This window comes from Gordonia rubripertincta (assembly GCF_038024875.1).
Classification (GTDB): Bacteria; Actinomycetota; Actinomycetes; order Mycobacteriales; family Mycobacteriaceae; genus Gordonia; species Gordonia rubripertincta.
In genome coordinates, this window is the sequence record NZ_CP136136.1 from 3,581,783 (window position 1) to 3,607,804 (window position 26,022).

A 26,022-nucleotide genomic window follows, 5' to 3' on the forward strand; every position below is an offset into this window, starting at 1 on the left:
GGCATGCCTTCGGGTGTGTGTGTTTGCTCTGACCTAGCTGTGTGGTTGGCGGTGTTGTTGAGGTGTCCTGTGATGGGGTGCGGAGATGCCAACGATCTCATGGTGTGTGTTGTTTGAGAAGTGCATAGTGGATGCGAGCATCTTTATTTCAAATCAACGTTTATGTTGGTCTGTGATTTAGCAGAAAATGTTTTTGTGATGTCTACATTCGATCCCCGCTGGAAGCGCAGCTTTTTGGGTTGTGTGGGGTGGGGGTGGTTTGTAGGTGTTGTTGTAAGTGTGTAAGGGCGTTCGGTGGATGCCTTGGTACCAGGAGCCGATGAAGGACGTGGTAGGCCGCGATAGTCCTCGGGGAGTTGTCAAACGAGCTGTGATCCGAGGGTGTCCGAATGGGGAAACCCAGCACGAGTGATGTCGTGTTACCCACCTCTGAATGTATAGGGGGTGTGGAGGGAACGTGGGGAAGTGAAACATCTCAGTACCCATAGGAAGAGAAAACAAAAGTGATTCCGTGAGTAGTGGCGAGCGAAAGCGGATGAGGCTAAACCATGCGCATGTGATACCGGGTAGGGGTTGTGTGTGTGGTGTTGTGGGGTTCATCTTCTTCCATCTACCTGTGGAAGCGTGAGTGAGAAAATCGTGTGTTAGGTGAAGTGGCCTGGAATGGTCTGCCGTAGACGGTGAGAGTCCGGTAGCTGAAAACACATGGTCTTGCGTGATGGGTGCCCAAGTAGCAGCGGGCTCGTGGAATCTGCTGTGAATCTGCCGGGACCACCCGGTAAGCCTGAATACTTCCTGGTGACCGATAGCGGACAAGTACCGTGAGGGAAAGGTGAAAAGTACCCCGGGAGGGGAGTGAAATAGTACCTGAAACCGGACGCTTACAATCCGTCAGAGCCTGCGCCTTCGGGGTGGGTGATGGCGTGCCTTTTGAAGAATGAGCCTGCGAGTTAGTGCTCGGTGGCGAGGTTAACCCGTGTGGGGTAGCCGTAGCGAAAGCGAGTCTGAATAGGGCGAAAGAGTCGCCGGGTCTAGACCCGAAGCGGAGTGATCTACCCATGGCCAGGGTGAAGCGACGGTAAGACGTCGTGGAGGCCCGAACCCACTTCAGTTGAAAATGGAGGGGATGAGCTGTGGGTAGGGGTGAAAGGCCAATCAAACTCCGTGATAGCTGGTTCTCCCCGAAATGCATTTAGGTGCAGCGTCACATGTTTCTTACCGGAGGTAGAGCTACTGGATGGCCGATGGGCCCCACAGGGTTACTGACGTCAGCCAAACTCCGAATGCCGGTAAGTGAGAGTGTGGCAGTGAGACTGCGGGCGATAAGGTTCGTAGTCGAGAGGGAAACAGCCCAGATCGCCGGCTAAGGCCCCTAAGCGTGTACTAAGTGGAAAAGGATGTGGGGTCGCGAAGACAACCAGGAGGTTGGCTTAGAAGCAGCCACCCTTGAAAGAGTGCGTAATAGCTCACTGGTCAAGTGATCCTGCGCCGACAATGTAGCGGGGCTCAAGTACACCGCCGAAGCCGCGGCACTCACACGTTAGCCCGTTGATGTTCTACGGAGTGTCAACCAGGTGTGTGGGTGGGTAGGGGAGCGTCCTGCATCCGTGGAAGCCACAGAGTGATCTAGTGGTGGAGGGTGTGGGAGTGAGAATGCAGGCATGAGTAGCGAAAGAAGAGTGAGAAACTCTTCCGCCGAATGACCAAGGGTTCCTGGGCCAGGCTAATCCGCCCAGGGTGAGTCGGGACCTAAGGCGAGGCCGACAGGCGTAGTCGATGGACAACGGGTTGATATTCCCGTACCCGTGTATCCGCGCCCATGCTGAATCAGTTGTACTAACCATCCAGATCCCCCAGGAGCACCTTCGGGTGCCGGGTGGGGTGATGCATGGGACCTTGGCTGGTAGTAGGCAAGCGATGGGGTGACGCAGGAAGGTAGTGGGGCCAGTCAGTGGTTGTACTGGTGTAAGCCTGTAGGGCGTGTTCTAGGCAAATCCGGAACACATGCAGCCTGAGAGGTGATGCGTAGCCGTTGCGGTGAATTCCATGATCCTATGCTGCCGAGAAAAGCCTCTAGTGAGTTGGTACACGGCCCGTACCCCAAACCAACACAGGTGGTCAGGTAGAGAATACTAAGGCGATCGAGAGAACTGTGGTTAAGGAACTCGGCAAAATGCCCCCGTAACTTCGGGAGAAGGGGGACCCATCCTGGTGACGGGATTTACTCCTTGAGCTGGTGTGGGTCGCAGAGACCAGAGAGAAGCGACTGTTTACTAAAAACACAGGTCCGTGCGAAGTCGTAAGACGATGTATACGGACTGACGCCTGCCCGGTGCTGGAAGGTTAAGAGGACCGGTTAATCACTTCGGTGGTGAAGCTGAGAATTTAAGCCCCAGTAAACGGCGGTGGTAACTATAACCATCCTAAGGTAGCGAAATTCCTTGTCGGGTAAGTTCCGACCTGCACGAATGGCGTAACGACTTCTCTGCTGTCTCAACCACAGACTCGGCGAAATTGCAGTACGAGTAAAGATGCTCGTTACGCGCGGCAGGACGAAAAGACCCCGGGACCTTCACTATAGCTTGGTATTGGTGTTCGGTTCGGTTTGTGTAGGATAGGTGGGAGACTGTGAAGTGGGCACGCCAGTGTTCATGGAGTCGTTGTTGAAATACCACTCTGATCGTATTGGACTTCTAACCTCGGACCCTGATCGGGTTCAGGGACAGTGCCTGGTGGGTAGTTTAACTGGGGCGGTTGCCTCCCAAAAAGTAACGGAGGCGCCCAAAGGTTCCCTCAGCCTGGTTGGCAATCAGGTGTTGAGTGTAAGTGCACAAGGGAGCTTGACTGTGAGACGTACATGTCGAGCAGGGACGAAAGTCGGGACTAGTGATCCGGCACCGGCAAGTGGAAGCGGTGTCGCTCAACGGATAAAAGGTACCCCGGGGATAACAGGCTGATCTTCCCCAAGAGTCCATATCGACGGGATGGTTTGGCACCTCGATGTCGGCTCGTCGCATCCTGGGGCTGGAGTAGGTCCCAAGGGTTGGGCTGTTCGCCCATTAAAGCGGCACGCGAGCTGGGTTTAGAACGTCGTGAGACAGTTCGGTCTCTATCCGCCGCGCGCGTAAGAAACTTGAGGAAACCTGTCCCTAGTACGAGAGGACCGGGACGGACGAACCTCTGGTGTGCCAGTTGTCCCGCCAGGGGCACCGCTGGTTAGCTACGTTCGGAAGGGATAACCGCTGAAAGCATCTAAGCGGGAAGCCTGTTCCAAGATGAGGTTTCTCACCCCCTTGCGGGGTTAAGGCCCCCTACAGACCATGGGGTTGATAGGCCAGAACTGTACGCACAGCAATGTGTTCAGGTGACTGGTACTAATCGGCCGAGGACTTACCAACAACACCCACAACATCACCAAAACACTCTTTTTGGTGTGTTCGCATCCACTATGCATCTTCTGAGACAACACACAAACAAACAAATAACCGGTTTGTTGGTTGTTTCATAGAGTTACGGCGGCCATAGCGGAGGGGAAACGCCCGGCCCCATTCCGAACCCGGAAGCTAAGCCCTCCAGCGCCAATGGTACTGCACCTTAATCAGTGTGGGAGAGTAGGACACCGCCGAACACAATTTCAGAAGGGCCCCGTATTCGATGATTTCTTTCGTCGGATACGGGGCTTTTCTTGTTCGCGCACGTCGTATCGACGTGGCCGGCGATGCTTCCCATCAAGGTTCAAGGGCATAGATTGGCAGCTATGAGTGATCGTGATCGTCCGCGTCGTGACGGACGCGGTGAACGTGATACGCGAGATCAGCAGGAGTCACGGGGGCAGGGCGGCCCCCGAGGTCAGCGGGGTTCCCGCGTGCAGGGCAACTCCAGCCGTGGTGATTCGAGTCGGGGCCGTCGCCCCGACCGTCCGGGCCGCGAGCGCGGCGACGGTGGTCGCCGGCAGCAGGGCCCGCCGCTGCCCGATGACGTCAACGCGTCGGATCTCGATCCGGAAGTTCGACGTGACCTCCTGACCCTCGACAAGGCGAATGCCGAGATCGTGGCCAAACACCTGGTCATGGTTGCGCGCCTGCTCCTCGAAGAGCCGGCCGTCGCGCTCGAACATGCTCGCGCCGCACGAGGCCGTGCGTCACGTGTGGGCGTCGTCCGAGAGACCACCGGTATCGCCGCGTACAACGCCGGCGAATGGCAGGAGTCCGCCACCGAGCTCCGTGCTGCCCGTCGTATCACCGGGAACAACGCTCTGCTGCCGCTCATCGCCGACTGCGAGCGTGGTCTCGGACGTCCGGAACGTGCTGTCGAGATCGCCCGTGGCGACGAGGGCCGTGCGCTCACCGGTGAGGAAGCCACCGAGATGCGGATCGTCGAAGCCGGTGCACGCATCGACCTCGGTGAGCCGGAGAAAGCGGTCGTCACGCTGCAGGCCGAGAACCTCAAACCGGGTCAGGTGGGAACCGGGCCGGCACGCCTCTTCTACGCCTACGCATCGGCGCTGTACGCGTCCGGTCGCCGCGACGAGGCCATCACCTGGTTCATGAACGCGGCCGCCGCCGACATCGACGATGTCACCGACGCCGAGTTCCGCCTGACCGAGCTCGCGAACGACGACGCACCGGGGGGAGACGACGAGCCCGGGGTCGACGGCGTCGATGTTCTGGCTGACAGCGCGGTGTCGGCCACCGGACAGGCGAGCCCTGAACCAGCGACTGCTGAGCCGGCGACTGCAGAGCCCGTGCGCGCAGAGCCCGCGCCGGCCGAGTCGATCGCGACTCCGGAGCCGACAGCGGCACCCGAGCCGGTTGCCGAACCGGAACCGGTCGCTGCACCTGAGCCGGTGACGCCTGAGCCGGTTACCGCACCTGAACCGGTCACTCCAGAGCCCGCTACGGCATCGGAACCCGCCGACACCGACACGATCGACAACCTGGAAGGGACCGCCGACCTCTCGGCGGCGTCGAGCTACGTCGACGAGGACAGCGCGGGGTCGCAAGCCCTCGTCGACCGGTACGACGCGCTGCTGCTGGACCTCGACGGGACCGTCTTCGCGGGCCATCAGGCGCTGCCGAATGCGGTCGACACCCTCGACCGGCTCGACATCCCTCGTTTCTTCGTGACGAACAACGCGAGTCGTCGTCCGGCCGAGGTCGCCGCACACCTTCGTGAGCTCGGCTTCGACGCCACGGACGATCTCGTCGTCACCAGTGCGCAGTCGGGGGCGCGGCTGCTGTCCGAGCATCTCCCTCCGGGTTCGCGGGCGCTGGTCATCGGCACCGACGGCCTGGCACAGGAGGTCCGTGAGGTAGGCATCGGGGTGACGCGCAGCGCCGACGACCGTCCCGCAGCCGTAATCCAGGGCCACTCGACCGAGACCGGCTGGGCGCAGCTGTCCGAGGCCGCACTGGCGATCCGGGCCGGTGCCCTCTGGGTGGCGACCAACGTCGACGCCACCCTGCCGTCCGAGCGCGGTCTACTGGTCGGCAACGGCTCGATGGTCGCCGCACTGCGCAGCGCCACCGGCAAGGAGCCCCTCGTCGCGGGCAAGCCTGCCGCCCCGCTGATGGCGGACGCCATCGCCCGTGCCGCGTCGAGTTTGCCGCTCGTCGTGGGCGACCGTCTCGACACCGACATCGAGGGCGCACATGCCGTCGGGATCGAGAGTGCGCTGGTCCTCACCGGCGTCAGCACGGTCACCGACCTGCTGGCCGCACCGCCGAAGCAGCGGCCCACCTACGTCATCGACGATCTGGCCGGCGTGTTCGACGACGTCGACGCGGTCCGCGTGAGCGACCAGCCGGGCTGGACCGTGACCGTGGACGCATCCACCGTGACTATCTCCGGCTCGGGTGACGAGATCGCTCTCGTCCCCGCTCTGGCAGCTGCCACCTGGGCCGCGGTCGATGCGGGCACCGCCGATCCGGAAGAACTGCGGTTCCGTGCCGAGGGCCCGACGCGGGACAAGCTGGCGTCGCTGGGTGTCACCCTCGTCGGCTAGCGTGGTCCACGATGACTTTCCCGAGTGACGAGAGCAGGCGTTCGGACCCGAGCAGCGGTCCGACACCGAACAGCATGGCGCCCCGACCCGGTCCGGGCGCCATGCCGCGTCGCCAGTACGACCCGATGGCAGCGCTGCACGACGCGGCGTCGTCGGGTGCGGACACCGAGCTCGACCTACCCGACGTCGAGGCCACGGTCTCGGAGCTCCTGGCGCAGGTCGACGAGCTGCGGGAGTCCGTCGGAGACACCTTCTCGCTCGCTGCGCTCGAGCGCCAGGCAAACCTCCTCGAGCAGGCTCACGACGCCCTCACCGCGGCGCTCGACGCGGTGGACCGCCGATGATCCGACCCCCGACGCGGCACTGACGATGGCAACCAGAGCACGACTCGATGCGGAACTCGTCCGGCGTGGCCTGGCCCGCTCGCGGGAGCAGGCGCGCGAACTCGTCGATGCCGGCGTCGTGAAGGTCAACGGAACGGTGGCGGCCAAGGCTGCGACCGGCGTCACCCGGGACACCCCGATCGTCGTGGTGGAGGCGCCGAAGGACGACTGGGCGTCGCGCGGCGCCCACAAGCTCCTCGGGGCTCTCGAAGCGTTTGAACCCCAGGGTCTGACCCTGGCAGGTCGCCGGTGCCTCGACGCGGGTGCCTCGACCGGCGGCTTCACCGATGTTCTGCTGCGTCGCGACGTCCGAGAGGTCGTCGCCGTGGACGTCGGTTACGGACAACTCATCTGGCGCCTGCAGAACGACGACCGCGTGCACGTCCACGACCGCACCAACGTCCGGCATCTCGAACCGGAGGCGATCGGCGGTCCGGTGGACGTCGTGGTCGCCGACCTGTCGTTCATCTCGCTGGGACTCGTCCTACCTGCGTTCGCTCGTTGTGCGGTGCCGGGTGCCGATCTGCTGCCCATGGTCAAGCCGCAGTTCGAGGTGGGGAAGGACCGCGTCGGCTCGGGTGGCGTCGTGCGCGATCCCGCACTGCGTGCCGAGGCCGTGCTTGCCGTGGCGACCGAGGCGGCCGCTCTCGGGCTCGAGACCCGTGGTGTGGTGGCCAGTCCGCTGCCGGGCCCGTCGGGCAACGTCGAGTTCTTCCTCTGGCTGCGCAAGGAGCCCGGTGGCCGGGCGGGCGAGGAGTCGGGGGAGAGCGATAGGGTCGACCCGTCGGCCTCGTCCGACGAGCTCCGCTCCATGGTCGAGCGTGCGGTCGCGGAGGGTCCGAGCTGATCGGCGGATCGGCCGGGGCCCGCTCAAACGTTTCTGCTCGACGACACACGTCCGACCACACTTCTCTGGGAGGGAACCACCAGTGACCGACGATTCGGTAGCCGAGTCCGCCGGTGCCCGCGAGTTCTTGGTGGTCGCCCACACCGGACGCGAGAACGTCCTCGAGACGATCGAGGCCATCGCCCGCCACTGCGGTGCCGCCGGTGTCGCCCTCCGGGTCGTCGACCACGACACCCTCGACCGGGACGCCCCCGACCACGACGTCATCTACCGCAACCGCGACGACCAGCAGTCGCGACCCGGGAACGTGCCCGTCGATCCCGACTACCTCCGGTCCCTGGGCGCCGTCGTCGAGGTGACCACCGCCGAGTCCGCATCGGCCGAGGGATGTGAGCTCGTGATCGTCCTCGGTGGTGACGGCACCTTCCTCCGTGCCGCCGAGTTGGCGTGCCCGGCGGGGGTGCCCGTCCTGGGCATCAACCTCGGGCACATCGGCTTCCTCGCCGAGTCGGAGGCGCACAAGGTCGACGAGGTGATGAACCAGCTCATCGCCCGCGACTACCGCATCGAACCGCGGATGACCCTCGAGATCGACATCGTGGACCCGGCCGACCCCGACCCGCCTACGGCGAGCAGTTGGGCGCTCAACGAGGTCGCGATCCTCAACACCAGCAAGAACGGTGTACTCGAACTCGTCACCGAGGTCGACGGGCGGCCGGTGTCGGCATTCGGCGCCGACGGCGTGCTGGTCGCGACCCCGACCGGGTCGACGGCCTACGCCTTCTCGGCGGGCGGCCCGGTGATGTGGCCCGACCTCGAGGCGATCCTCGTGGTGCCCAACAACGCACACGCGCTGTTCGCGCGGCCCATGGTGACGAGCCCGCGGTCGCGCATCGCGGTGGAAGTCGACAAGAACGGACGCTCGGCGGTGGCGCTGTGTGACGGCCGTCGAGCACTCGACGTGCCGGCCGGCGCCCGCGTCGAGGTCGTACGCAGCGATCGTTCGGTGAACTGGATCCGGATCGACTCCGATCCGTTCGCCGACCGGCTCGTCACCAAGTTCGCCCTCCCGGTCACGGGATGGCGAGGGAGGCAGGCATAGGGGTGCTCGAAGAACTGTCGATCACCGGACTCGGTGTCATCGAGGAGGCGCAGGCGCGCTTCCATCCGGGCTTCACGGTGCTGACCGGCGAGACCGGCGCGGGCAAGACGATGATCGTCACCAGCCTGCACCTGCTGTCGGGTGCTCGTGCTGACGCGACCCGCGTCCGGACGGGTAGCGCCAAGGCGATCGTCGAGGGTCGTTTCCGGCTGGCGAACGCCGAGGGCGTGCAGAAGGATCCGGTGGTCGCCGACATCCTCGACTCCACCGGAGCCGAACTCGACGACGACGACACCGTGATCGCGGTGCGCTCGGTGAGCGCCGACGGGCGCTCCCGCGCTCATCTCGGTGGCCGTTCGGTCCCCGTCGGCGTGATGGGTCAGCTCACCACCGCGGTCCTGGCCATCCACGGACAGAACGATCAGTTGCGTCTGCTTCGTCCGGAGCATCAGCGTGCAGCTCTCGACACGTTCGGCGGATCGAAGGCATCATCTGCGCTTGAGGCCTACCGCAAGGCGCGGACCGCGTGGGTCGACATCCTCGATGAGCTCGATGCCCGTCGCGCCAACTACCGCGAGCTCGCACAGGAAGCCGACCGGCTCCGCTTCGGCATCGACGAGATTGCCGCGGTCGATCCGCTCCCGGGCGAGGACGAGGATCTGACCGCCACGATCCGGCGTCTGTCCGACCTCGAGTCCATCCGCGGGGCCGCCGATCAGGCACACCACATCGTCGCCGGCGACTCGGGATCATCGGTCATCGAGGGATTGGGCTCCGTCCGCACACTCCTCGAGGGCGCCGCCGACGACACCCTGCGAGGACTGGTCCCACGCGTCTCCGAGGCGCTCACCGTCATCACCGACGTCGGTGCCGAACTGACCGCGTTCACCTCGAGTCTCCCGGCGGATGCCGACGAACTCGACAAACTCCTGGCCCGCCAGGCCGAACTCAAGTCCCTCGTGCGCAAGTACGCGCCCGACGTCGACGGCGTCATCGACTGGCGGCACAAGGCGCAGGCCCGACTCGCCGAGATCGAGGACCCGCGGGCATCCATCGAGGAGCTCGAGTCCGCGGCCGCCACGGCGCTGGAGAAGGTCGAGGCCGCTGCGGCCAAACTGCACTCGCTGCGCGTCAAGGCGGCGTCGTCGATGGCGGACAAGGTGTCCAAGGAGCTGAAGGGCCTCGCCATGGGCGACTCGGCTCTGGCGGTCTCCGTCAGCCCCGAACCCGCCTCGCCCGAGGACCGGCTCGCGATCACGGTCGCCGGGACCCGCGCCCATGCCGGGGCCGACGGAGCCGACAAGGTCGAGTTCGCGCTTGTCGCGCATCCCGGGGCCACGCCGCTCCCGATCGCGAAGTCGGCGTCGGGCGGCGAACTGTCGCGTGTGATGCTCGCGCTGGAGGTTGTCCTCGCCGCTCCGACCTCCGGTTCGGTCATGGTGTTCGACGAGGTCGACGCCGGCGTCGGCGGTCGTGCGGCGGTGGAGATCGGCAAGCGTCTCTCGCGGCTGGCCCGAGCCCATCAGGTCATCGTGGTCACGCATCTGCCGCAGGTCGCGGCCTTTGCCGACAACCACCTCGTGATCGGCAAGTCCAAGAAGGGTGCGCTGGTCACCAGCAGTGTGCGGACCCTCGACCGTGACGAGCGTGTCGCCGAACTCGCACGCATGCTCGCCGGCCTGGGGGAGTCCGACACCGGACGTGCCCACGCCGAGGAACTTCTGGCCACCGCGGAGGCCGAACGGGCCGCGCACTGACCTCGGACGGGCTGGTGCCCGTGTTGCTTGTGTGACAAAAGTTTCTCGTGTTACGGCGCGCCTCCCGGGCTCCGTCGTGTGTTCGGTCAATCATTGCGGGCATGAAGATGCCTGCACTGCTCGCGCGTAACACCGAAGAACTGCCTGGCGTGACCGGTATCGCCAGGATCGACAAGAACACCAAGCGGCTGCTCAGTCGGGTCGGCCCGGGTGACATCGCCATCCTCGACGAGGTCGACCTCGACCGCGTCACCGCCGACGCCCTCGTCGAGGCCAACGTCGTCGCGGTGGTCAACGCCTCGCGCTCGATCACCGGCCGCTACCCGAATCTCGGTCCGGAGGTGCTCGTCGCCTCGGGCATCGTGCTGCTCGACGATGTGGGCCCGGAGATCTTCAAGCGCGTCAAGGACGGCGCCAAGGTACGCGTCCACGACGACCGCCTGTTTGTCGGTGAACGTCGCCTGGCACTGGGCACCGAACTCGACGAGCGCGACATCGCCGACATCATGATCGGCGCCAAGGCAGGCCTCGTCGATCACCTGGAAGCCTTCTCGGGCAACACGATCGAGTTCATCCGCAGCGAGTCCCCGCTGTTGATCGACGGTGTCGGCGTGCCGGACATCGACGTCGACCTGGCCGGCCGACACGTCATCATCGTCGGCGAAGGCGCCGACCGTGCCGCGGATCTGCGCGCGCTCAAGCCGTTCATCAAGGAGTACCAGCCGGTGATGGTCGGCGTCGGTACCGGTGCGGACACCCTGACGAAGGCCGGCTACAAGCCCGCGATCATCGTCGGCGATCCGGAGAACATCAAGACCCCGACGCTGAAATCCGGTGCGCAGCTGGTCCTTCCGGCCGACACCGACGGTCATGCGGCGGGACTCGAGCGCATCCAGGATCTCGGTATCGGTGCGACCACCTTCCCCGCAGCCGGCTCCGCGGAGGACCTCGCCCTGCTGTTGACCGACTATCACGGTGCCGACCTGATCGTCACCGTCGGCTACCCCGGCACTCTCGACGACTTCTTCGACCGTTCGCGTCGCGAGAGCAACCCGTCGATGTTCTTGACCCGGCTCAAGGTCGGTCAGAAGCTCGTCGACGCGAAAGCCGTTGCGACGCTGTATCGCAGCCGTGTCTCCGGTGCTGCGATCGCCTGTGTCGTCCTGGCCGCACTGGTCGCGGTGATCGCGGCGCTGCTGCTGTCGAACACCGGCACCGACGTCACCGATTGGATCGTCACGCAGTGGAATGCCTTGTTCGACTGGGCACGAGAGGTCTGGAACCGATAGGCGATGATTTCGCTACGACAGCATGCGATCTCACTGGTCGCGGTATTCCTGGCATTGGCGCTCGGACTGTTCCTCGGCTCGGGGTTCGTCGGCGATCGCGTGAACTCGATGACCGGCACCAGCCGGGACCGCATCGGTGATCTCGAGGAGCAGCGCGACGACCTGAACGCGAAACTGAACGCGGCCAACAGTTTCGACCTGGCGATCGGGCCGCGGCTCATCGCCAACACCCTCCGCGGCCAGTCGGTTCTCGTGGTGACCGCACCGAACGCGGCCGAGGCCGACGTCGACGCGGTGAAGGAGAACATCTCGGGCGCCGGCGCACGCTTCGCCGGTCAGATCGCGTTGACCGAGTCTCTCCTCGGTGACCAGGACGCCGAGCAGCTGCGCACCATCGTCGACCAGACGATCCCGCCGGGAGCGATCCTGCGCGCCGAGCTGACCGACACGGGCAGCCGGGCCGGTGATCTGCTCGGAACGCTGGTGCTCTCCGGGAAGTCGACCCGCCCCGCGTCGTCCGCGGACCGTCGGACCGGGCTCGCCGCCCTTCGCGACGGCGGGTTCATCGACTACGCGGACAACGCCGTCACGCCCGCCGATCTGCTGGTTGTGGTGACCGGCGACGAGTTCAACCCTGATTCGGGCGCCCAGGGTGCGCTCGTGGCACGCCTGGCCGCTGCGGCGTCTGTCCGTGGCGTGGGCGGGGTGCTCGTCGGTCGGACCGGATCGGCGAACGGTGGCTCACCGATCGCCGTGGTCCGTGCCGATCCGTCGCTGGCCAACGCCGTGTCCACCGTCGACAACGTCGACCAGCCAACCGGTCTGATCACCACCGTCCTGGCGCTCGCCGCCGAGGGCAAGGGGGCGACCGGGTCCTACGGAACCGGCGCCGGGGCCACCGCGGTGACCGTCGGGGCCGACGGCAAGCCGGCCGCCTGACACCGTCGGGGCCTTCGCGCATCGAGCCGATTCCTTCATCGGAGTGAGTACCGCCACGCCGCGTCCCGGTGTGGCGGTACGGCGTAGCGGCCCAGTGGTGTTACCCTGGAGTCCCGTAGGTAATCAGGGCATCCGCCCCGATTCGGCCGACGGGAGACACGCTTTTGCGACCTTTGCGACACGTTCACGACACCAAGCACATCTTCGTCACTGGTGGCGTCGCTTCTTCACTGGGTAAGGGCCTCACGGCTTCGAGCCTGGGTCAACTTCTCACTTCGCGGGGCCTCCGGGTCACGATGCAGAAGCTCGATCCCTATCTGAACGTCGATCCCGGCACGATGAATCCGTTCCAGCACGGAGAGGTCTTCGTGACCGAGGACGGCGCCGAGACCGACCTCGACGTCGGACATTACGAGCGCTTCCTGGACCGCAACCTCTCGCAGTCGGCGAATGTGACCACGGGACAGGTGTATTCGACGGTCATCGCGAAGGAGCGACGCGGCGAGTACCTCGGTGAGACCGTGCAGGTGATCCCGCACATCACCGACGAGCTCAAGGCCCGCGTGCTGGCCATGGGTGAGCCCGACGCCGACGGCGAGGTCCCGGACGTCGTCATCACCGAGATCGGTGGCACGGTCGGCGACATCGAGTCGCTGCCGTTCATCGAGGCCGCGCGCCAGGTGCGCCACGAGGTGGGCCGCGACAACGTCTTCTTCCTTCATGTCTCGCTAGTCCCGTACCTCGCGCCGTCTGGTGAGTTGAAGACCAAGCCGACCCAGCACTCGGTCGCCGCGCTGCGCAACGTCGGTATCCAGCCCGACGCGCTGATCCTGCGCTGCGACCGCGACGTGCCCGAGGGGCTCAAGAAGAAGATCGCGCTGATGTGCGACGTCGAGCTCGACGGCGTGATCTCCACCCCCGACGCCCCGTCGATCTACGACATCCCCAAGGTGCTGCACAACGAGCACCTCGACGCCTATGTGGTCCGCAAGCTCGGACTGCCGTTCCGCGACGTCGACTGGACGGTCTGGGGCGAGCTGCTCCACCGCGTCCACGAGCCGCGCGAGACGGTGCGCGTCGCCCTGGTCGGCAAGTACGTCGACCTGCCCGACGCCTACCTGTCGGTCACCGAGGCCATCCGGGCCGGCGGTTTCGCCTGGAAGGCGCGTACCGAGATCAAGTGGGTGCCGTCGGATGACTGCGACACCCCGGCGGGTGCGCAGGCCGCCCTCGGCGACGTCGACGCGATCCTGATCCCCGGCGGCTTCGGCATCCGCGGTATCGAGGGCAAGGTCGGCGCCATCTCGTACGCCCGACGCCGGGGCATCCCGCTGCTCGGTCTGTGCCTGGGCCTGCAGTGCGTGGTCATCGAGGCCGCCCGCTCGGTGGGTCTCGACGAGGCCAGCTCGACGGAGTTCGATCCCGACACCCCGCATCCGGTCATCTCGACCATGGCCGACCAGGCCGACGCGGTCGCCGGCGAGGCGGACCTGGGTGGCACGATGCGCCTCGGCGCGTACGACGCAGTCCTGAAGGCGGGTTCGGTCGTGGCTGAGTCGTACGGCTCCCGTGAGGTGTCCGAGCGTCACCGGCACCGCTTCGAGGTCAACAACGCCTACCGCGACAAGATCGCCGATTCGGGTCTGGTGTTCTCGGGCACCTCGCCCGACGGTCACCTCGTCGAGTTCGTCGAGTACCCGAAAACGGTGCATCCGTTCTTCGTCGCCACCCAGGCCCACCCGGAGCTCAAGAGCCGGCCGACGCGCCCGCATCCGCTGTTCCGCTCGTTCATCGAGGCCGCACTGAAATACAAGGCGGCCGAACGGCTTCCGGTGGATCTCGGTGACGACTACGAGTCGAACGACGCGCCGGCCGACACCGTCGCAGCGGTCAACGACGTCACCGTCGAACCGGTCGCCGGGATCGACCAGACCGGCGCCGAGGGCTGACCGGGTTGGGCGGCCACGAGTTCGACGTCAGGAGCAGTCGCACCGTCTACGACGGGGCGATCATCACGCTGCGCGTCGACGAGGTGGCGATGCCCGGCGGGCGCGTCGCGGAGCGGGAGGTCGTCGAGCACTTCGGTGCGGTGGCGATCCTCGCCCGCGACGGGAACGGCCGGATCGCCATGGTGCGTCAGTACCGGCATCCGATCGGCCGTCGCCTCCTGGAGTTGCCCGCCGGTCTGCTCGATCAGGACGGTGAGGCGCCGCTGACGGCGGCGCAGCGCGAACTGGCCGAGGAGGCCGACCTGGCGGCCGACACCTGGCACGTCCTGGTCGACCTGGCGTCGTCCCCGGGGTTCTCCGACGAAGCACTCCGGCTGTACCTCGCCGAGGACCTCCATCATCTCGACGAGGCCGAGCGCGTCGACGAGGAAGCCGACATGACGGTGGAGTGGGTGTCCCTCGACGATGCGGTCGCGATGGTGCTGGCCGGGGAGATCGTGAACGCCACGAGCGTCGCGGGCATCCTGGCCGCCTCGGCGGCGGACCGGACGGGCATCGTGTTGCGGGACGTCGACGCGCGGTGGACCGACGAACCGACCGCGCTACGCGATCGCCGGCGCTCGTGAGCTCGTCAGTCGTGGGTCGCCGGTGACGATCGCCGCCGACATCTCGCGCTTCCTCGACCATCTCACCGTCGAGCGGGGTGCGGCGGCCAACACGGTGTCCTCGTATCGCCGGGATCTCGAGCGGTACCGGCGGTATCTCGAGTCGCGCGACATCGAGTCGATCGACGCCGTCACCGAGGAGGACGTCCGCGAGTTCCTCGTCGATCTTCGACGCGGCGACCCGGACGCCGGGTTCACGCCGCTCGCCGACAGCTCGATCGCACGAACCCTGGTAGCCACCAGGCGTTTCCACAAGTTCGCGGTCGAGGAGGGGATCGTCGCGACGGACGTCGCGCATGCGGTCCGTCCGCCTCGCCCGGCGCGGCGTCTGCCGAAGTCGTTGCCGGTGGAGGAGGTGCTGGCGATCCTGGAGGCCGCCGGTGCCGACGACCATCCCCGTGCCCTGCGCGACCGTGCCCTGCTGGAATTCCTCTACAGCTGTGGGGCCCGCATCTCCGAGGCGACCTCACTCGACATCGACGACCTCGACCTCGACACCCGGGCGGTGCGTCTGCGGGGCAAGGGTGGCAAGGAACGTCTCGTCCCGCTCGGTGGGCCGGCGATCGACGCCATCGACGCCTACCTGGTCCGGGGTCGTCCCGCGCTGGTGTCGCGGGCTACCCCGGCGCTGTTCCTCAATGCTCGAGGCGGGCGACTCTCGCGGCAGTCGGCGTGGCAGGTGCTGGTCACCGCCGCGGAACGGGCCGGGCTGGACAAGGCCGTGTCCCCGCACACCCTGCGGCACAGCTTCGCGACGCATCTGCTCGACGGCGGAGCCGACGTCCGCGTCGTCCAGGAACTCCTCGGACACGCTTCGGTGACCACCACGCAGGTCTACACACTCGTGACGGTGAACACGATGCGAGAGGTCTATGCCGTCGCACATCCGCGTGCCCGCTGACCGCGCGCCGACCGCGGGAGAACGTCCGCGATGTCCTAGGCTGATACGAGTCGTCGACCAGGGACCGGCATCCGCCGCCCGGCCGACACGCATCGGACACCGAAGAGTGAAGGGAGCGGCGGGCACGTGACCACTCCGAGCGCACCGCGGTCTGGCACCCGCCTCGAGTGTTCGGGGACGCGGTCGTGACCTCCGCGGGGGACCAGTACAGCATCCAGGTGTCGCCGGGACATGACGCCGACGAGGTCGACCATCATGCGGCCGACGAGATCGGCCCCACCGGACGGCCCTATCGCGAGGTTCCCGAACCGCGCCCCCTCGATCGTCACGGTCCGGCGACGGTCATCGCTGTCTGCAATCAGAAGGGCGGGGTCGGCAAGACCACCTCGACCATCAACCTCGGTGCCGCGCTCGCCGAGTGCGGCCGTCGGGTCCTGCTCGTCGACCTCGACCCGCAGGGTGCGTTGTCCGCGGGTCTGGGGTGTGCCGCACCACGAGCTCGAGCAGACGGTCTACAACCTCCTCGTCCCGCCGCAGGTCGCCACCGACGAGGTCCTGATGCGTACCCGTGTGGACGGACTCGACCTGCTGCCCAGCAACATCGACCTCTCGGCCGCGGAGATCCAGCTCGTCACCGAGGTGGGTCGCGAACAGTCCCTGGGCCGTGCGCTGCACCCGGTCCTGGACCGCTACGACGTGGTGCTCATCGACTGTCAGCCGTCGCTGGGTCTGCTCACCGTCAACGCTCTCGCCTGTGCGGACACCGTGCTCATCCCGATGGAGTGCGAATACTTCTCGCTGCGCGGCCTCGCGCTGCTGACCGACACGATCAACAAGGTGCGCGACCGTCTCAACCCGCGCCTGGACCTCGGTGGCATCCTCGTGACCATGTTCGACGCCCGCACGCTGCACTCCCGCGAGGTGATGGCCCGTGTGGTCGAGGTGTTCGGTGACGCCGTCTACGACACCGTCATCTCCCGTACCGTCCGGTTCCCGGAGACCAGCGTCGCCGGTGAACCGATCACGTCCTGGGCACCCCGCTCGGCCGGTGCGAAGGCCTACCGGGCGCTGGCGCGTGAGGTGATCGCGCGCAATCTCAAGGGCGCATGACCGTCGACACCGACCCGGCCGTGTCCGATCTGTCTGCATCCGATGTGGACGGACCTGAGGCGGACGGACCCGAGGTGCCCGCGCCGGTCGAGGCGTCTGAGCGAGGCGGTGACAACCCGGAGGACAGCGACGAGGCGGCCGAATCCGGCTTCCGTGTCAAACTCCGCAACTTCGAGGGCCCGTTCGACCTGCTGCTGAACCTGATCTCCCAGCACCGGCTCGACGTCACCGAGGTCGCACTGCACGAGGTGACCGACGACTTCATCGCCTACACGCGCGAAATGGGTCCCGAGATGGGGCTCGATCAGACCACCGAGTTCCTCGTCGTCGCAGCCACCCTGCTCGACTTGAAGGCGGCACGGTTGCTGCCGTCGGGCGAGGTCGACGACCCCGAGGACCTCGCACTCCTCGAAGCCCGCGACCTGCTGTTCGCACGGCTGCTGCAGTACCGCGCGTACAAGCAGGTGGCGCAGCTGTTCGGCGAGCTGGAAGCCGCTGCACTGCAACGCTATCCGCGCGCGGTCTCGCTGGAGCAGCGGTTCGAGGACCTGCTGCCAGAGGTCACGCTCGGCGTCGATGCCGACGGGTTCGTCCAGGTCGCCGCGACAGCGTTGACCCCACGGCCGGTGCCGACCGTCGGACTCGACCACCTCCACGACGTGCAGTCGGTGTCGGTGCCCGGGCAGGCGCGTCGGATGGCGGCTCTGCTCAGCGCGTCGACCGGCGAATGGGTTCCGTTCCGCGTGCTCACCGCCGACTGTGAGACCGGCCTCGAGATCGTCGGCAGCTTCCTCGGGTTGCTGGAGCTCTACCGCGAGGCCGCCATCACCTTCGAACAACCCGAGGCTCTCGGCGATCTCGCGGTGATGTGGACCGGTGAACGCGCGATCGACGACCTGCGCATCGACAAGGCAGAGGATTACGGATGACGGACGGACCGATCGACGACGCCGACGACGTGAACGACGAGGCCGTGGCGGACGAGGCCGAGGTTCTCGACGACGCGACCCTGCGGGCGGCGCTGGAGGCCGTGCTGCTCGTCGTCGACACCCCGGTGACGACGGAAGAACTGGCCAACGCCGTCGACCAGGACCGGTCCCGGGTGCGCGACCTGCTCAACGCTATGTCGTCCGAGCTCACCGCTGCTCGCAGCGGTATCGACCTCCGCTTCGCCGGCGACGGCTGGCGGTTCTACACCCGCGCGGACTACGCACCCTACGTGGAGCGCCTGTTGTTGGACGGGGCACGGTCGAAGCTGACGCGTGCGGCGCTGGAGACGCTGGCGGTGATCGCCTACCGGCAGCCGGTGACCCGCGCCCGGGTCAGCGCGATCCGTGGGGTGAACGTCGACGGCGTGATCCGAACGCTGGTCGCCCGTGGCCTGATCAACGAGGTCGGCCAGGACCCGCAGACCAACGCCACGACCTACGCGACCACCGAGTTGTTCCTCGAACGACTCGGACTCGCATCGCTGTCGGAGCTACCCGATCTGGCGCCCCTGCTACCCGATGTCGACCTCATCGACGACCTCGACGACGAGCTGCTGTCGGATCCCCGATTCGCCAAACTGTCGCCTCAGGCGTCAGACTCGAAGGTACTGGTCACCGACGGTGACCTGAACGATGACTAGATCCGCACAGATCTGACGAACACAGGATTGAGAAGAATGGCTTCCGCTGGCCGAGATGGCTCACCGGGAAAACGCCGTAAGGGCGCCCCCGCACAGCAACCGCGAACGAAGAAGACGCACCGCAAGGGGTCGTCGAAACCCAATGCCGACGTCGGGAAGATCCGGCTCAACAACGCCCGGCCCGCGCGCCACCAGGTGGCTCCGGAGCAGGTGAGCGGCAACGGGCCCGAATTCGTCGCAGACGGTGTCCGGCTCCAGAAGGTCCTCGCCCAGGCAGGTGTGGCGTCACGCCGCGGCGCCGAGGAGATGATCGCCGCCGGGCGCGTGAAGGTCGACGGCAAGGTCGTCACCGAGCAGGGTCTGCGCATCAACCCCGACACCGCGATCATCCACGTCGACGACGCGCGCGTGATCATGGACGAGACCAAGCAGTACCTCGCCTTCAACAAGCCCAAGGGCTGGCAGTCGACCATGGCCGACGACCAGGGACGCCCGTGCGTCGGTGACGTGGTCGCCGAACGCGTGATGGCCGGACAGCGCCTGTTCCACGTCGGCCGGCTCGACGCCGACACCGAGGGCCTGCTGCTCCTGACCAACGACGGGGAGCTGGCCCACCGGCTGATGCACCCGTCGTTCGAGGTGCCCAAGACCTACCTCGCGACCCTGAAGGGTGAGGTGCCGCGCGGCATCGCCCGTCACCTTCGCGAGGGCATCGAACTCGAGGACGGCCCGGTCAAGGTCGACAAGTTCACCGTCATCGAGGTCCACGAGGGACAGTCGCTGGTGCGCATCACCCTGCACGAGGGACGTAACCGCATCGTGCGCCGCATGATGGACGAGGTCGGCTTCCCGGTCACGAAACTCGTTCGTACCCATGTGGGTACGGTCGCGCTGGGGGAGCAGCGGCCGGGCAGCCTGCGTGTCCTCGGCAACGACGAGGTCGGCGGCCTGTACAAGGCGGTCGGACTGTGACCGCTGGCACGACGCGCGTCGTCGCGATCGACGGGCCGGCCGGTACGGGCAAGTCGTCGGTGTCGAAGCTGCTGGCCGAGAAAGTCGGGGCCAGTTACCTCGACACCGGTGCCATGTACCGCGCGGTGACCCTGGCCGTTCTCGACGCCGGTGTGGCGCTCGATGATCCGGCCGGTATCGCCCGGGTCGTCGACGCGATCGACATCGAGTTGATCCCCAACGGCGACGGGTCGTCGACGGTGCTGCTGGACGGCCGCGACGTGTCCGGCCCGATCCGGACCGATCACGTCACCAGTGCGGTGTCGGCGGTGTCCGCGGTTCCCGAGGTGCGCACCAAACTCGTTGCGCTGCAGCGACAGAACGCGCAGGGACGCTTCGTGGTGGTCGAGGGTCGCGACATCGGGACCGTGGTGTTCCCGGCGGCCGACGTCAAGATCTTCCTGACCGCGACGCCAGAGGCACGGGCCGACCGGAGGCACAAGCAGAATCTGGCCGCGGGACGCGACAGCGATTACGCAGCGGTCCTCGACAGCGTCAACCGTCGTGATCATCTGGATTCGACGCGCGCGGTGTCGCCGTTGCGTGCCGCCGATGACGCCATCGTCGTCGACACCAGTGACAAGACCCTCATGGGGGTGCTCGACGAACTGAGCGGCCTCGTCGAGACCCGGATCGGAGTATCAGAACGGTGAGCGACAACTTCGAGACCGACCTGGCTGCATTGCCCGGAGACGGCATCTGGTCGGACGAATCCGACTGGCAACTGGCTGACATCGAGGGCGCGGACGGCGCCGCCGAGGTCGAGCACATGCCGGTGCTGGCAATCGTCGGACGTCCCAACGTGGGCAAGTCCACTCTCGTCAACCGCATCCTCGGCCGGCGCGAGGCCGTGGTCGAGGACATCCCGGGCGTCACGCGTGACCGCGTGTCCTATTCCGCGAGCTGGTCCGGACGCAGCTTCACGGTCGTCGACACCGGCGGCTGGGAGCCCGATGCGAAGGGCTTGCAGCAGGCCGTCGCGGCGCAGGCCGAACTCGCGATGCGGACCGCGGATGCGATCGTCGTGGTCGTCGACGCAACGGTCGGTGCCACCGCTACCGACGAGGCCGTGGCACGCGTTCTGCGCCGGTCCAAGACGCCGGTGATCCTGTGCGCCAACAAGGTCGACAGCGAGCGGATGGAGGCCGACACCGCCGCCCTGTGGTCGCTGGGACTCGGTGAGCCACACCCGGTGTCGGCGGCGCACGGCCGCGGTGCCGGTGACCTGCTCGACGTCATCCTGCAGAAGCTGCCCGCCACCCCGCGTGAGGCGCCGGTTCTGGGGTGGTCCGCGTCGTGTGGCACTCGTCGGCAAGCCGAACGTGGGCAAGAGCTCGCTGCTGAACAAGCTGGCCGGCACCGAGCGTTCGGTGGTCGACAACGTCGCCGGTACCACCGTCGACCCCGTCGACGAGATCGTCGAACTGGGCGGCAAGGTCTGGAACTTCGTCGACACCGCCGGTCTGCGCCGCAAGGTGCGCACCGCGAGTGGCCACGAGTACTACGCCTCGCTGCGCACGCGGGCGGCCCTCGACGCCGCCGAGGTGGCGATCCTGCTGATCGATGCCTCGCAGCCGATCACCGAGCAGGATCTGCGCGTGCTCTCGCTCATCATCGAGAGCGGCCGCGCCCTGGTCATCGCCTTCAACAAGTGGGACCTGGTCGACGAGGATCGCCGCTATCAGCTCGACAAGGAGATCGACCGGGAGCTCGCCCGCGTGCCGTGGGCGCGTCGGGTGAACATCTCGGCGTCGACCGGTCGTTCGGTGCAGAAACTGGTGCCCGCGATGGAGAGCGCGCTCGAGGCGTGGGACAAGCGCATCTCGACCGGCCCGCTGAACAGCTGGCTCAAGGACGTCATCGCGGCCAACCCGCCGCCCCTGCGTGGTGGTCGTCAGCCGCGCGTGATGTTCGCGACCCAGGCGTCGGTGCGTCCGCCGACGTTCGTGCTGTTCACCACGGGGTTCCTCGAGGCCGGTTACCGCCGCTTCCTGGAGCGTCGTCTGCGCGAGGAGTTCAACTTCGACGGTTCGCCGGTGCGCATCAACGTGCGTGTCCGCGACAAGCGGGAGCAGCGCCGCAAGCGCTGACCGTCTCCACAAACCCACCCCATTTCGATAAACCCGCCCCCTCGTCGGCTGGAGCGTTTACCGAAAAAGGGTGGCTTTGTTGGTTACTGGTGCTCGTCGGAGCGCTGATCGTCACCGGCGGCTGGATCTGGTTCAAGAAGCGTTCCTCGACCAACTGACCGTCGGCAGCCGACGAGTCCGGGGACACCCCCTCTGACCAGGCGATTGGTACAGAACAGCACTCGTCGGCTAGTCTTTAATCCGCCCGCTCCGGTGGGCAGTCGAAAGACCGAGAGGTCCAGAGACAACGGGCTGTGGCGCAGTTTGGTAGCGCACTTGACTGGGGGTCAAGTGGTCGCAGGTTCAAATCCTGTCAGCCCGACAGTATGGCCAGCACAGTTGTGCTGGCCATTGTTGTTTGTGCCTCCGGCCTCAGCGATGCTCGAGCTCACCGAACCGGACGAGCAACCCGTCGATCGCGCTGCAATCCTGGAGGAATCGCCGACGTTCGGGGTCCTCGGCGACGTCACGCATCATCTGCTCTGCGCCCGGGACCTGCTCCGCGGCCAGGATCGCCGACCAGACGGCGCCGTCGGTGGCGGTGAACGCGTCGACACCGTCACGTAGTGCCCGCGCCAAGATGTTCCGGTCGTCGGGGTCCAGCTTGTCATGGACCAGAGCGATCATCTCGGTGGCCACCGAGGCGTGTGCCCGCTCGTCGCGGCGGTGGAGCGCGATGGTGGCCTGGTGCACCGGTTGAATCGTCCGGTCGCCGGCGATCAGGCTCAGGTAGTCGGCGATGGAGGTCTCGGCGACCGTTGCGTATGCCAGGGTCGTCAGCGCCGCTGCTCGCGGGGACTCTGCTTGCGCGAACGACTCTCGGTGCCGGCGTGCGGTCGACGACTCCGGCAATGTCGAGTCCGACAGTGCCCAGCCGCGGCGACGCCGAGTCAGCGCGGACGCGTTCAGGTGCATCAGGGTGTGGTACTCCTCGTCGACCATCGACTGCACCACCGCTGCGCGGTCGGCGTCGGAGAAGCCGGTGCCGAACACGTCCCGGAACAGCAGCCCGAAACCGGGTGTCACGACATCCTGTTCGATGTCGACGACGTTCTTGTTGTAGGCGATCCACGCCCATGCCCGGACGCGGGTCCGAACGTCCTCGTCGAGTCGCTCCCAGGTCGGATGCCCCGCGAACGGGAGCAGCACCTCGGGATAGTCGTCGCGGGCGTCGTCGTAGAGGTCGTCCATGGTGGGGATGTCGAGTTCGGGTTCGGTGCGCCGGACCGTCGCCCGCCGCGGCCAGCTCCGTACCAGACCCGCGATGACCGCCGACTCCACCGGGTCGGACGTGTCGTGCTCGGGCAGGTGGCCGGTCATGACTACAACCCCCCGAACATCCGCGCACACAGTCGCGCGTACTCGTCTGCGTAACCGCCCAACGGGCCGCCCGCCTCGGTGAGCAGTTCGACGAAATCCTCGGTGTCGCCTGCGGACGCGGCGGAGACCCGGGACACGGCGCGCGCCAACGCTTCTCGTGCGGCTGGTGCGGACGGGTTCGACGCCTGCACGTCCCGATACACCTCGGGTGTGCCGCCGGTGATCCGTGCCAGTAGCGCCGACATCGTCATGAACGGCGGGGTGGCCATCGCGGCGGCCTCGTCGGCGTCGACCCCGAGGTCGGCGAGCGCGTGCCCGAACGCCAGGACCGTCGCATGGGTGAGGGTCTGTACCGCCGCACAGACATGGTCGTGCCGGTCCGCGGTCGTGATCTTCACCCGTGCGCCCCACCGCGCGAGGTCATCGAGAAGGCGATCCGCGCCCGCGCCGTCCCGATGAACGACGGCCGCAACCGTACGGCCCGAAAGGCCGAGGGACGGAGCGAACATCGGGTTGATCCCGGCAATCGGGCCGCCGCGGTCGCCGTCACCGGCGAGTTCGGCAACGGCGGAGGAGAACCGGGACTTCACCGAGAGCGTCTCCACCAGCAGCGCCGTCGGTCTCAGCAGTGGGCTCACCGACTTCATGGCCTCGAGCGCCACATCCTCCGGGACCGCGAGTACGACGACGTCGGCCTCCCGGAGTCGTACCTCCGCCTCCCGCTCGGGGAATCGGATGTCGTCGCCGGCGCGGGCGTCGAGAACGTGCACGGTGTCCCCGTCACCGCGCCACAGGTCTGCGAGCATCGCGCCGACCGCCCCCGCACCACCGGCCACGACCACCGACCGGGCACCGGGACCAGGTGATGAGGTCACGGTCCACTCTCGTCGGCGACGGACAGGCAGCGTCGCATCGACAGTGCCTTCACCATCGTCTCCTCGAACTCGTCTTCCGGGTCCGACAGCGCGACGATCGCACCCCCGACCCCGAAGGTCACCTCGGATTCAGTGGCCACCATGGTGCGGATCACGATCGACAGGTCGGCGGTTCCGGTCAGCGAGAAGTAGCCGATCGCACCCGAATACACCCCCCGCGGACCGGCCTCGAGTTTGTCGATGATCTCCATCGTGCGGATCTTCGGCGCCCCGGTCATCGACCCGCCCGGGAACGCCGCCCGCACACAGTCCACCGCGGACACTCCCTCACGCAGCGTCCCGCGCACCGTCGACACCAATTGGTGTACCGGCGAATAGGTTTCGACGTCGAACAGCGAGGGCACGTGCACGGAACCGGGTTCGCAAACCCGCGACAAGTCGTTGCGGACGAGATCCACGATCATCAGGTTCTCGGACCGGTCCTTCTCGCTGTGGCGCAGGTCGTGCTGAAATCCTTCGTCCTGCACGGGATCCGCCGACCGCGGCCGGGTGCCCTTGATCGGCTTCGACTCCACCGTGCGATCGGCACCCACCTTCAGGAACCGTTCGGGGGACGCGCTGAGCACTGACAACCCAGAGAACTGCAGGAGCGCGCTGTAGGGCATCGGGCTGATCTCGCGGAGGCAGGAGTAGCCGGACACCGGGTCGAGGCTGCGGTGCACGGTCGCCGAATTCGTCAGACACACCTCGTAGGACTCCCCGGACCGGATCTCTGCCAAGCACTGTTCGATGAGCCTCAGGTAGGTCGGGTGGTCGTGCCGGAACAGGATCGGCACCTCGTGCGATTCCTGGACCAGCGGGGGAGCGGTCACGACCGGGTCGGAGTCGTGGTCCCGCAGCTCCCGGATGGCCGACGCCGTCTCGTGCAACCACCGCGCCGTCTCCAGGTCGATGGTGCCGGCCGCCGCGCCGTTCACCGGTTCGAGGGCGAGGAGGTAGGCGAACCCGCGTTCGTGATCGATCACGACGGCCCGGTCCGCGAACACCAGTGCCGCATCGGCCTGTTCCGAAGCGTGCGCCAACTGGCCGCCGGTGTCCGCCTTGAGTTCGTAGCCGAGATAACCGACGTAACCGAGGCAGAACCCGAACGGCAAGTCCGGCCGGGGCGCCACCGACCGCTCCCGCAACCGGGCGTCGAGATACTCGAAGAAGGTGCTGCGAATCTCTTCCCCGGTACCGTCCGAATGGTCCACTCGCACCGTCATTTCCGGGACCCGGTAGGTCACGTACTCGGCGCGTGGGCCCGAGCAGTCACCCATCACAGAGAACCGGCTTCCCGCCTCGTTGGCCGCCGACCCGTCGAGCCAGAAGCTGTTCGGTCCGTCGGCGAACAAGCGCTCGTACACCGCAGACGGGTCGACGACCCGGTCCACCCGCTCCGACCGCACCCGGAAGTCGTGTGCCGGCTTCATCGGTGCCGGCTGCTCCTCGGCGGTGGTTCTCGACACCGGAGGTCGCGGTCGCCGCGCTCGCACCGGTGTGGCCGCGGCGAAATTCGCCAGCAACTCCCGCCCGTACTCCGTGCAGATCGACTCCGGATGGAACTGCACCCCCCACAACGGGAGTCCCCGATGTCGCACCGCCATCAGAACGCCGTCGTCCGACCACGCCTGGGCCTCCAGTTCGGCCGGGACCTCCCGCACCGCCAGCGAGTGATACCTCACCGCCCGAAACGGAGACGGAAGGCCAGCGAACAGGCCCTGACCGTCGTGGTGGACCGCGCTGATCCGTCCGTGCCGAGGCTCCGGCGCCGAGACCACCGGACTTCCGAACAGGTGACACAACCCTTGGTGCCCCAGGCACACTCCGAGCACGGGAAGTCCGCTGTCGGTGAGGGCCCGCCCGCTGATCCCGAAGTCGCGGGCGCAGTCGGGACGCCCCGGACCGGGGGAGACCACCACGTTGTCGAATGCCGCCAGATTCACCGACGACCATGGCGCATCATTGGCGACGACCACCGGCTCTTCGCCGTTCACCTCCGTCAACAGAGCGTGGAGGTTGTAGGTGAACGAGTCGTAGTTGTCGATCAGCAGTGTCCGCACCGCGCCCAC

At 66.6% G+C, this 26,022-nt stretch carries 17 protein-coding genes, 1 tRNA gene, 2 rRNA genes and 2 pseudogenes; 19 read left to right on the forward strand and 3 right to left on the reverse strand.

Annotated features, from left to right (window positions below):
• The first annotated feature begins 271 nt into the window (after positions 1-271).
• From RVF83_RS16165 to RVF83_RS16255, 19 genes and pseudogenes are all read left to right on the forward strand, one after another.
• Positions 272-3,398: ribosomal RNA gene (locus tag RVF83_RS16165) — 23S ribosomal RNA — on the forward strand.
• A 113-nt stretch (positions 3,399-3,511) separates the two neighbouring features.
• Positions 3,512-3,628, forward strand: a 5S ribosomal RNA gene (gene rrf, locus RVF83_RS16170).
• Between the two features lie 129 nt (positions 3,629-3,757).
• Positions 3,758-6,004 (forward strand): HAD-IIA family hydrolase, encoded by a 2,247-nt coding sequence (locus tag RVF83_RS16175; RefSeq protein ID WP_157226849.1) that lies wholly within the window; start codon positions 3,758-3,760, stop codon positions 6,002-6,004.
• A gap of 11 nt (positions 6,005-6,015) precedes the next feature.
• Positions 6,016-6,348: a hypothetical protein gene (locus tag RVF83_RS16180; protein ID WP_005199454.1), complete on the forward strand. Its 333-nt coding sequence runs from the start codon at positions 6,016-6,018 to the stop codon at positions 6,346-6,348.
• A 25-nt stretch (positions 6,349-6,373) separates the two neighbouring features.
• Positions 6,374-7,234, forward strand: coding sequence for a TlyA family RNA methyltransferase (locus RVF83_RS16185; RefSeq protein WP_039880699.1), 861 nt, complete (start codon positions 6,374-6,376; stop codon positions 7,232-7,234).
• A gap of 82 nt (positions 7,235-7,316) precedes the next feature.
• Positions 7,317-8,336, forward strand: a complete 1,020-nt coding sequence (locus tag RVF83_RS16190; protein WP_005199452.1) for an NAD kinase — start codon at positions 7,317-7,319, stop codon at positions 8,334-8,336.
• Positions 8,337-8,338: 2 nt separating this feature from the next.
• Positions 8,339-10,093, forward strand: coding sequence for a DNA repair protein RecN (recN, locus tag RVF83_RS16195; RefSeq protein ID WP_005199451.1), 1,755 nt, complete (start codon positions 8,339-8,341; stop codon positions 10,091-10,093).
• A 101-nt stretch (positions 10,094-10,194) separates the two neighbouring features.
• A complete protein-coding gene (gene steA / locus RVF83_RS16200) occupies positions 10,195-11,382 on the forward strand; it encodes a putative cytokinetic ring protein SteA (protein WP_005199450.1) in 1,188 nt (395 codons plus the stop codon).
• Between the two features lie 3 nt (positions 11,383-11,385).
• Positions 11,386-12,321, forward strand: a complete 936-nt coding sequence (locus RVF83_RS16205) for a copper transporter (RefSeq protein ID WP_005199449.1) — start codon at positions 11,386-11,388, stop codon at positions 12,319-12,321.
• 164 nt (positions 12,322-12,485) lie between these two features.
• Positions 12,486-14,270 carry a CTP synthase gene (locus RVF83_RS16210; RefSeq protein ID WP_083877549.1) on the forward strand — a complete coding sequence of 595 codons (1,785 nt, stop codon included), beginning with the start codon at positions 12,486-12,488 and terminating at the stop codon, positions 14,268-14,270.
• A 5-nt stretch (positions 14,271-14,275) separates the two neighbouring features.
• Positions 14,276-14,896 carry an NUDIX domain-containing protein gene (locus RVF83_RS16215; RefSeq protein WP_005199447.1) on the forward strand — a complete coding sequence of 207 codons (621 nt, stop codon included), beginning with the start codon at positions 14,276-14,278 and terminating at the stop codon, positions 14,894-14,896.
• A 22-nt stretch (positions 14,897-14,918) separates the two neighbouring features.
• Positions 14,919-15,836 (forward strand): site-specific tyrosine recombinase XerD, encoded by a 918-nt coding sequence (gene xerD, locus RVF83_RS16220; protein ID WP_005199446.1) that lies wholly within the window; start codon positions 14,919-14,921, stop codon positions 15,834-15,836.
• Between the two features lie 126 nt (positions 15,837-15,962).
• Positions 15,963-16,946 (forward strand): annotated as a pseudogene (locus tag RVF83_RS16225) (ParA family protein).
• A complete protein-coding gene (locus RVF83_RS16230; protein ID WP_005199444.1) occupies positions 16,943-17,875 on the forward strand; it encodes a segregation and condensation protein A in 933 nt (310 codons plus the stop codon). The pseudogene RVF83_RS16225 and the gene RVF83_RS16230 overlap by 4 nt, the downstream one beginning before the upstream one ends.
• Positions 17,872-18,576, forward strand: a complete 705-nt coding sequence (gene scpB / locus RVF83_RS16235) for an SMC-Scp complex subunit ScpB (RefSeq protein WP_005199443.1) — start codon at positions 17,872-17,874, stop codon at positions 18,574-18,576. The genes RVF83_RS16230 and scpB overlap by 4 nt, the downstream gene beginning before the upstream one ends.
• A gap of 36 nt (positions 18,577-18,612) precedes the next feature.
• Entirely contained in the window at positions 18,613-19,548 is a 936-nt protein-coding gene (locus RVF83_RS16240; protein WP_005199442.1) for a pseudouridine synthase, read from the forward strand.
• A complete protein-coding gene (gene cmk, locus RVF83_RS16245) occupies positions 19,545-20,240 on the forward strand; it encodes a (d)CMP kinase (protein ID WP_005199441.1) in 696 nt (231 codons plus the stop codon). Before RVF83_RS16240 ends, cmk begins: the two co-directional genes overlap by 4 nt.
• A pseudogene (gene der / locus RVF83_RS16250) lies at positions 20,237-21,677 on the forward strand (ribosome biogenesis GTPase Der). Before cmk ends, der begins: the two are co-directional and overlap by 4 nt.
• Positions 21,678-21,964: 287 nt before the next feature.
• Positions 21,965-22,038: transfer RNA gene (locus tag RVF83_RS16255), tRNA-Pro, on the forward strand.
• A gap of 50 nt (positions 22,039-22,088) precedes the next feature.
• Here the strand turns inward: RVF83_RS16255 and RVF83_RS16260 are convergent.
• From RVF83_RS16260 to pabB, 3 genes are read right to left on the reverse strand one after another with little or no spacing between them, the layout of a single operon-like run.
• Positions 22,089-23,036 carry a diiron oxygenase gene (locus RVF83_RS16260; RefSeq protein ID WP_005199439.1) on the reverse strand — a complete coding sequence of 316 codons (948 nt, stop codon included), beginning with the start codon at positions 23,034-23,036 and terminating at the stop codon, positions 22,089-22,091.
• A gap of 2 nt (positions 23,037-23,038) precedes the next feature.
• Positions 23,039-23,911, reverse strand: a complete 873-nt coding sequence (locus RVF83_RS16265; RefSeq protein ID WP_005199438.1) for a prephenate dehydrogenase/arogenate dehydrogenase family protein — start codon at positions 23,909-23,911, stop codon at positions 23,039-23,041.
• Positions 23,908-26,022, reverse strand: coding sequence for an aminodeoxychorismate synthase component I (pabB, locus tag RVF83_RS16270; protein ID WP_039880697.1), 2,115 nt, complete (start codon positions 26,020-26,022; stop codon positions 23,908-23,910). Before pabB ends, RVF83_RS16265 begins: the two co-directional genes overlap by 4 nt.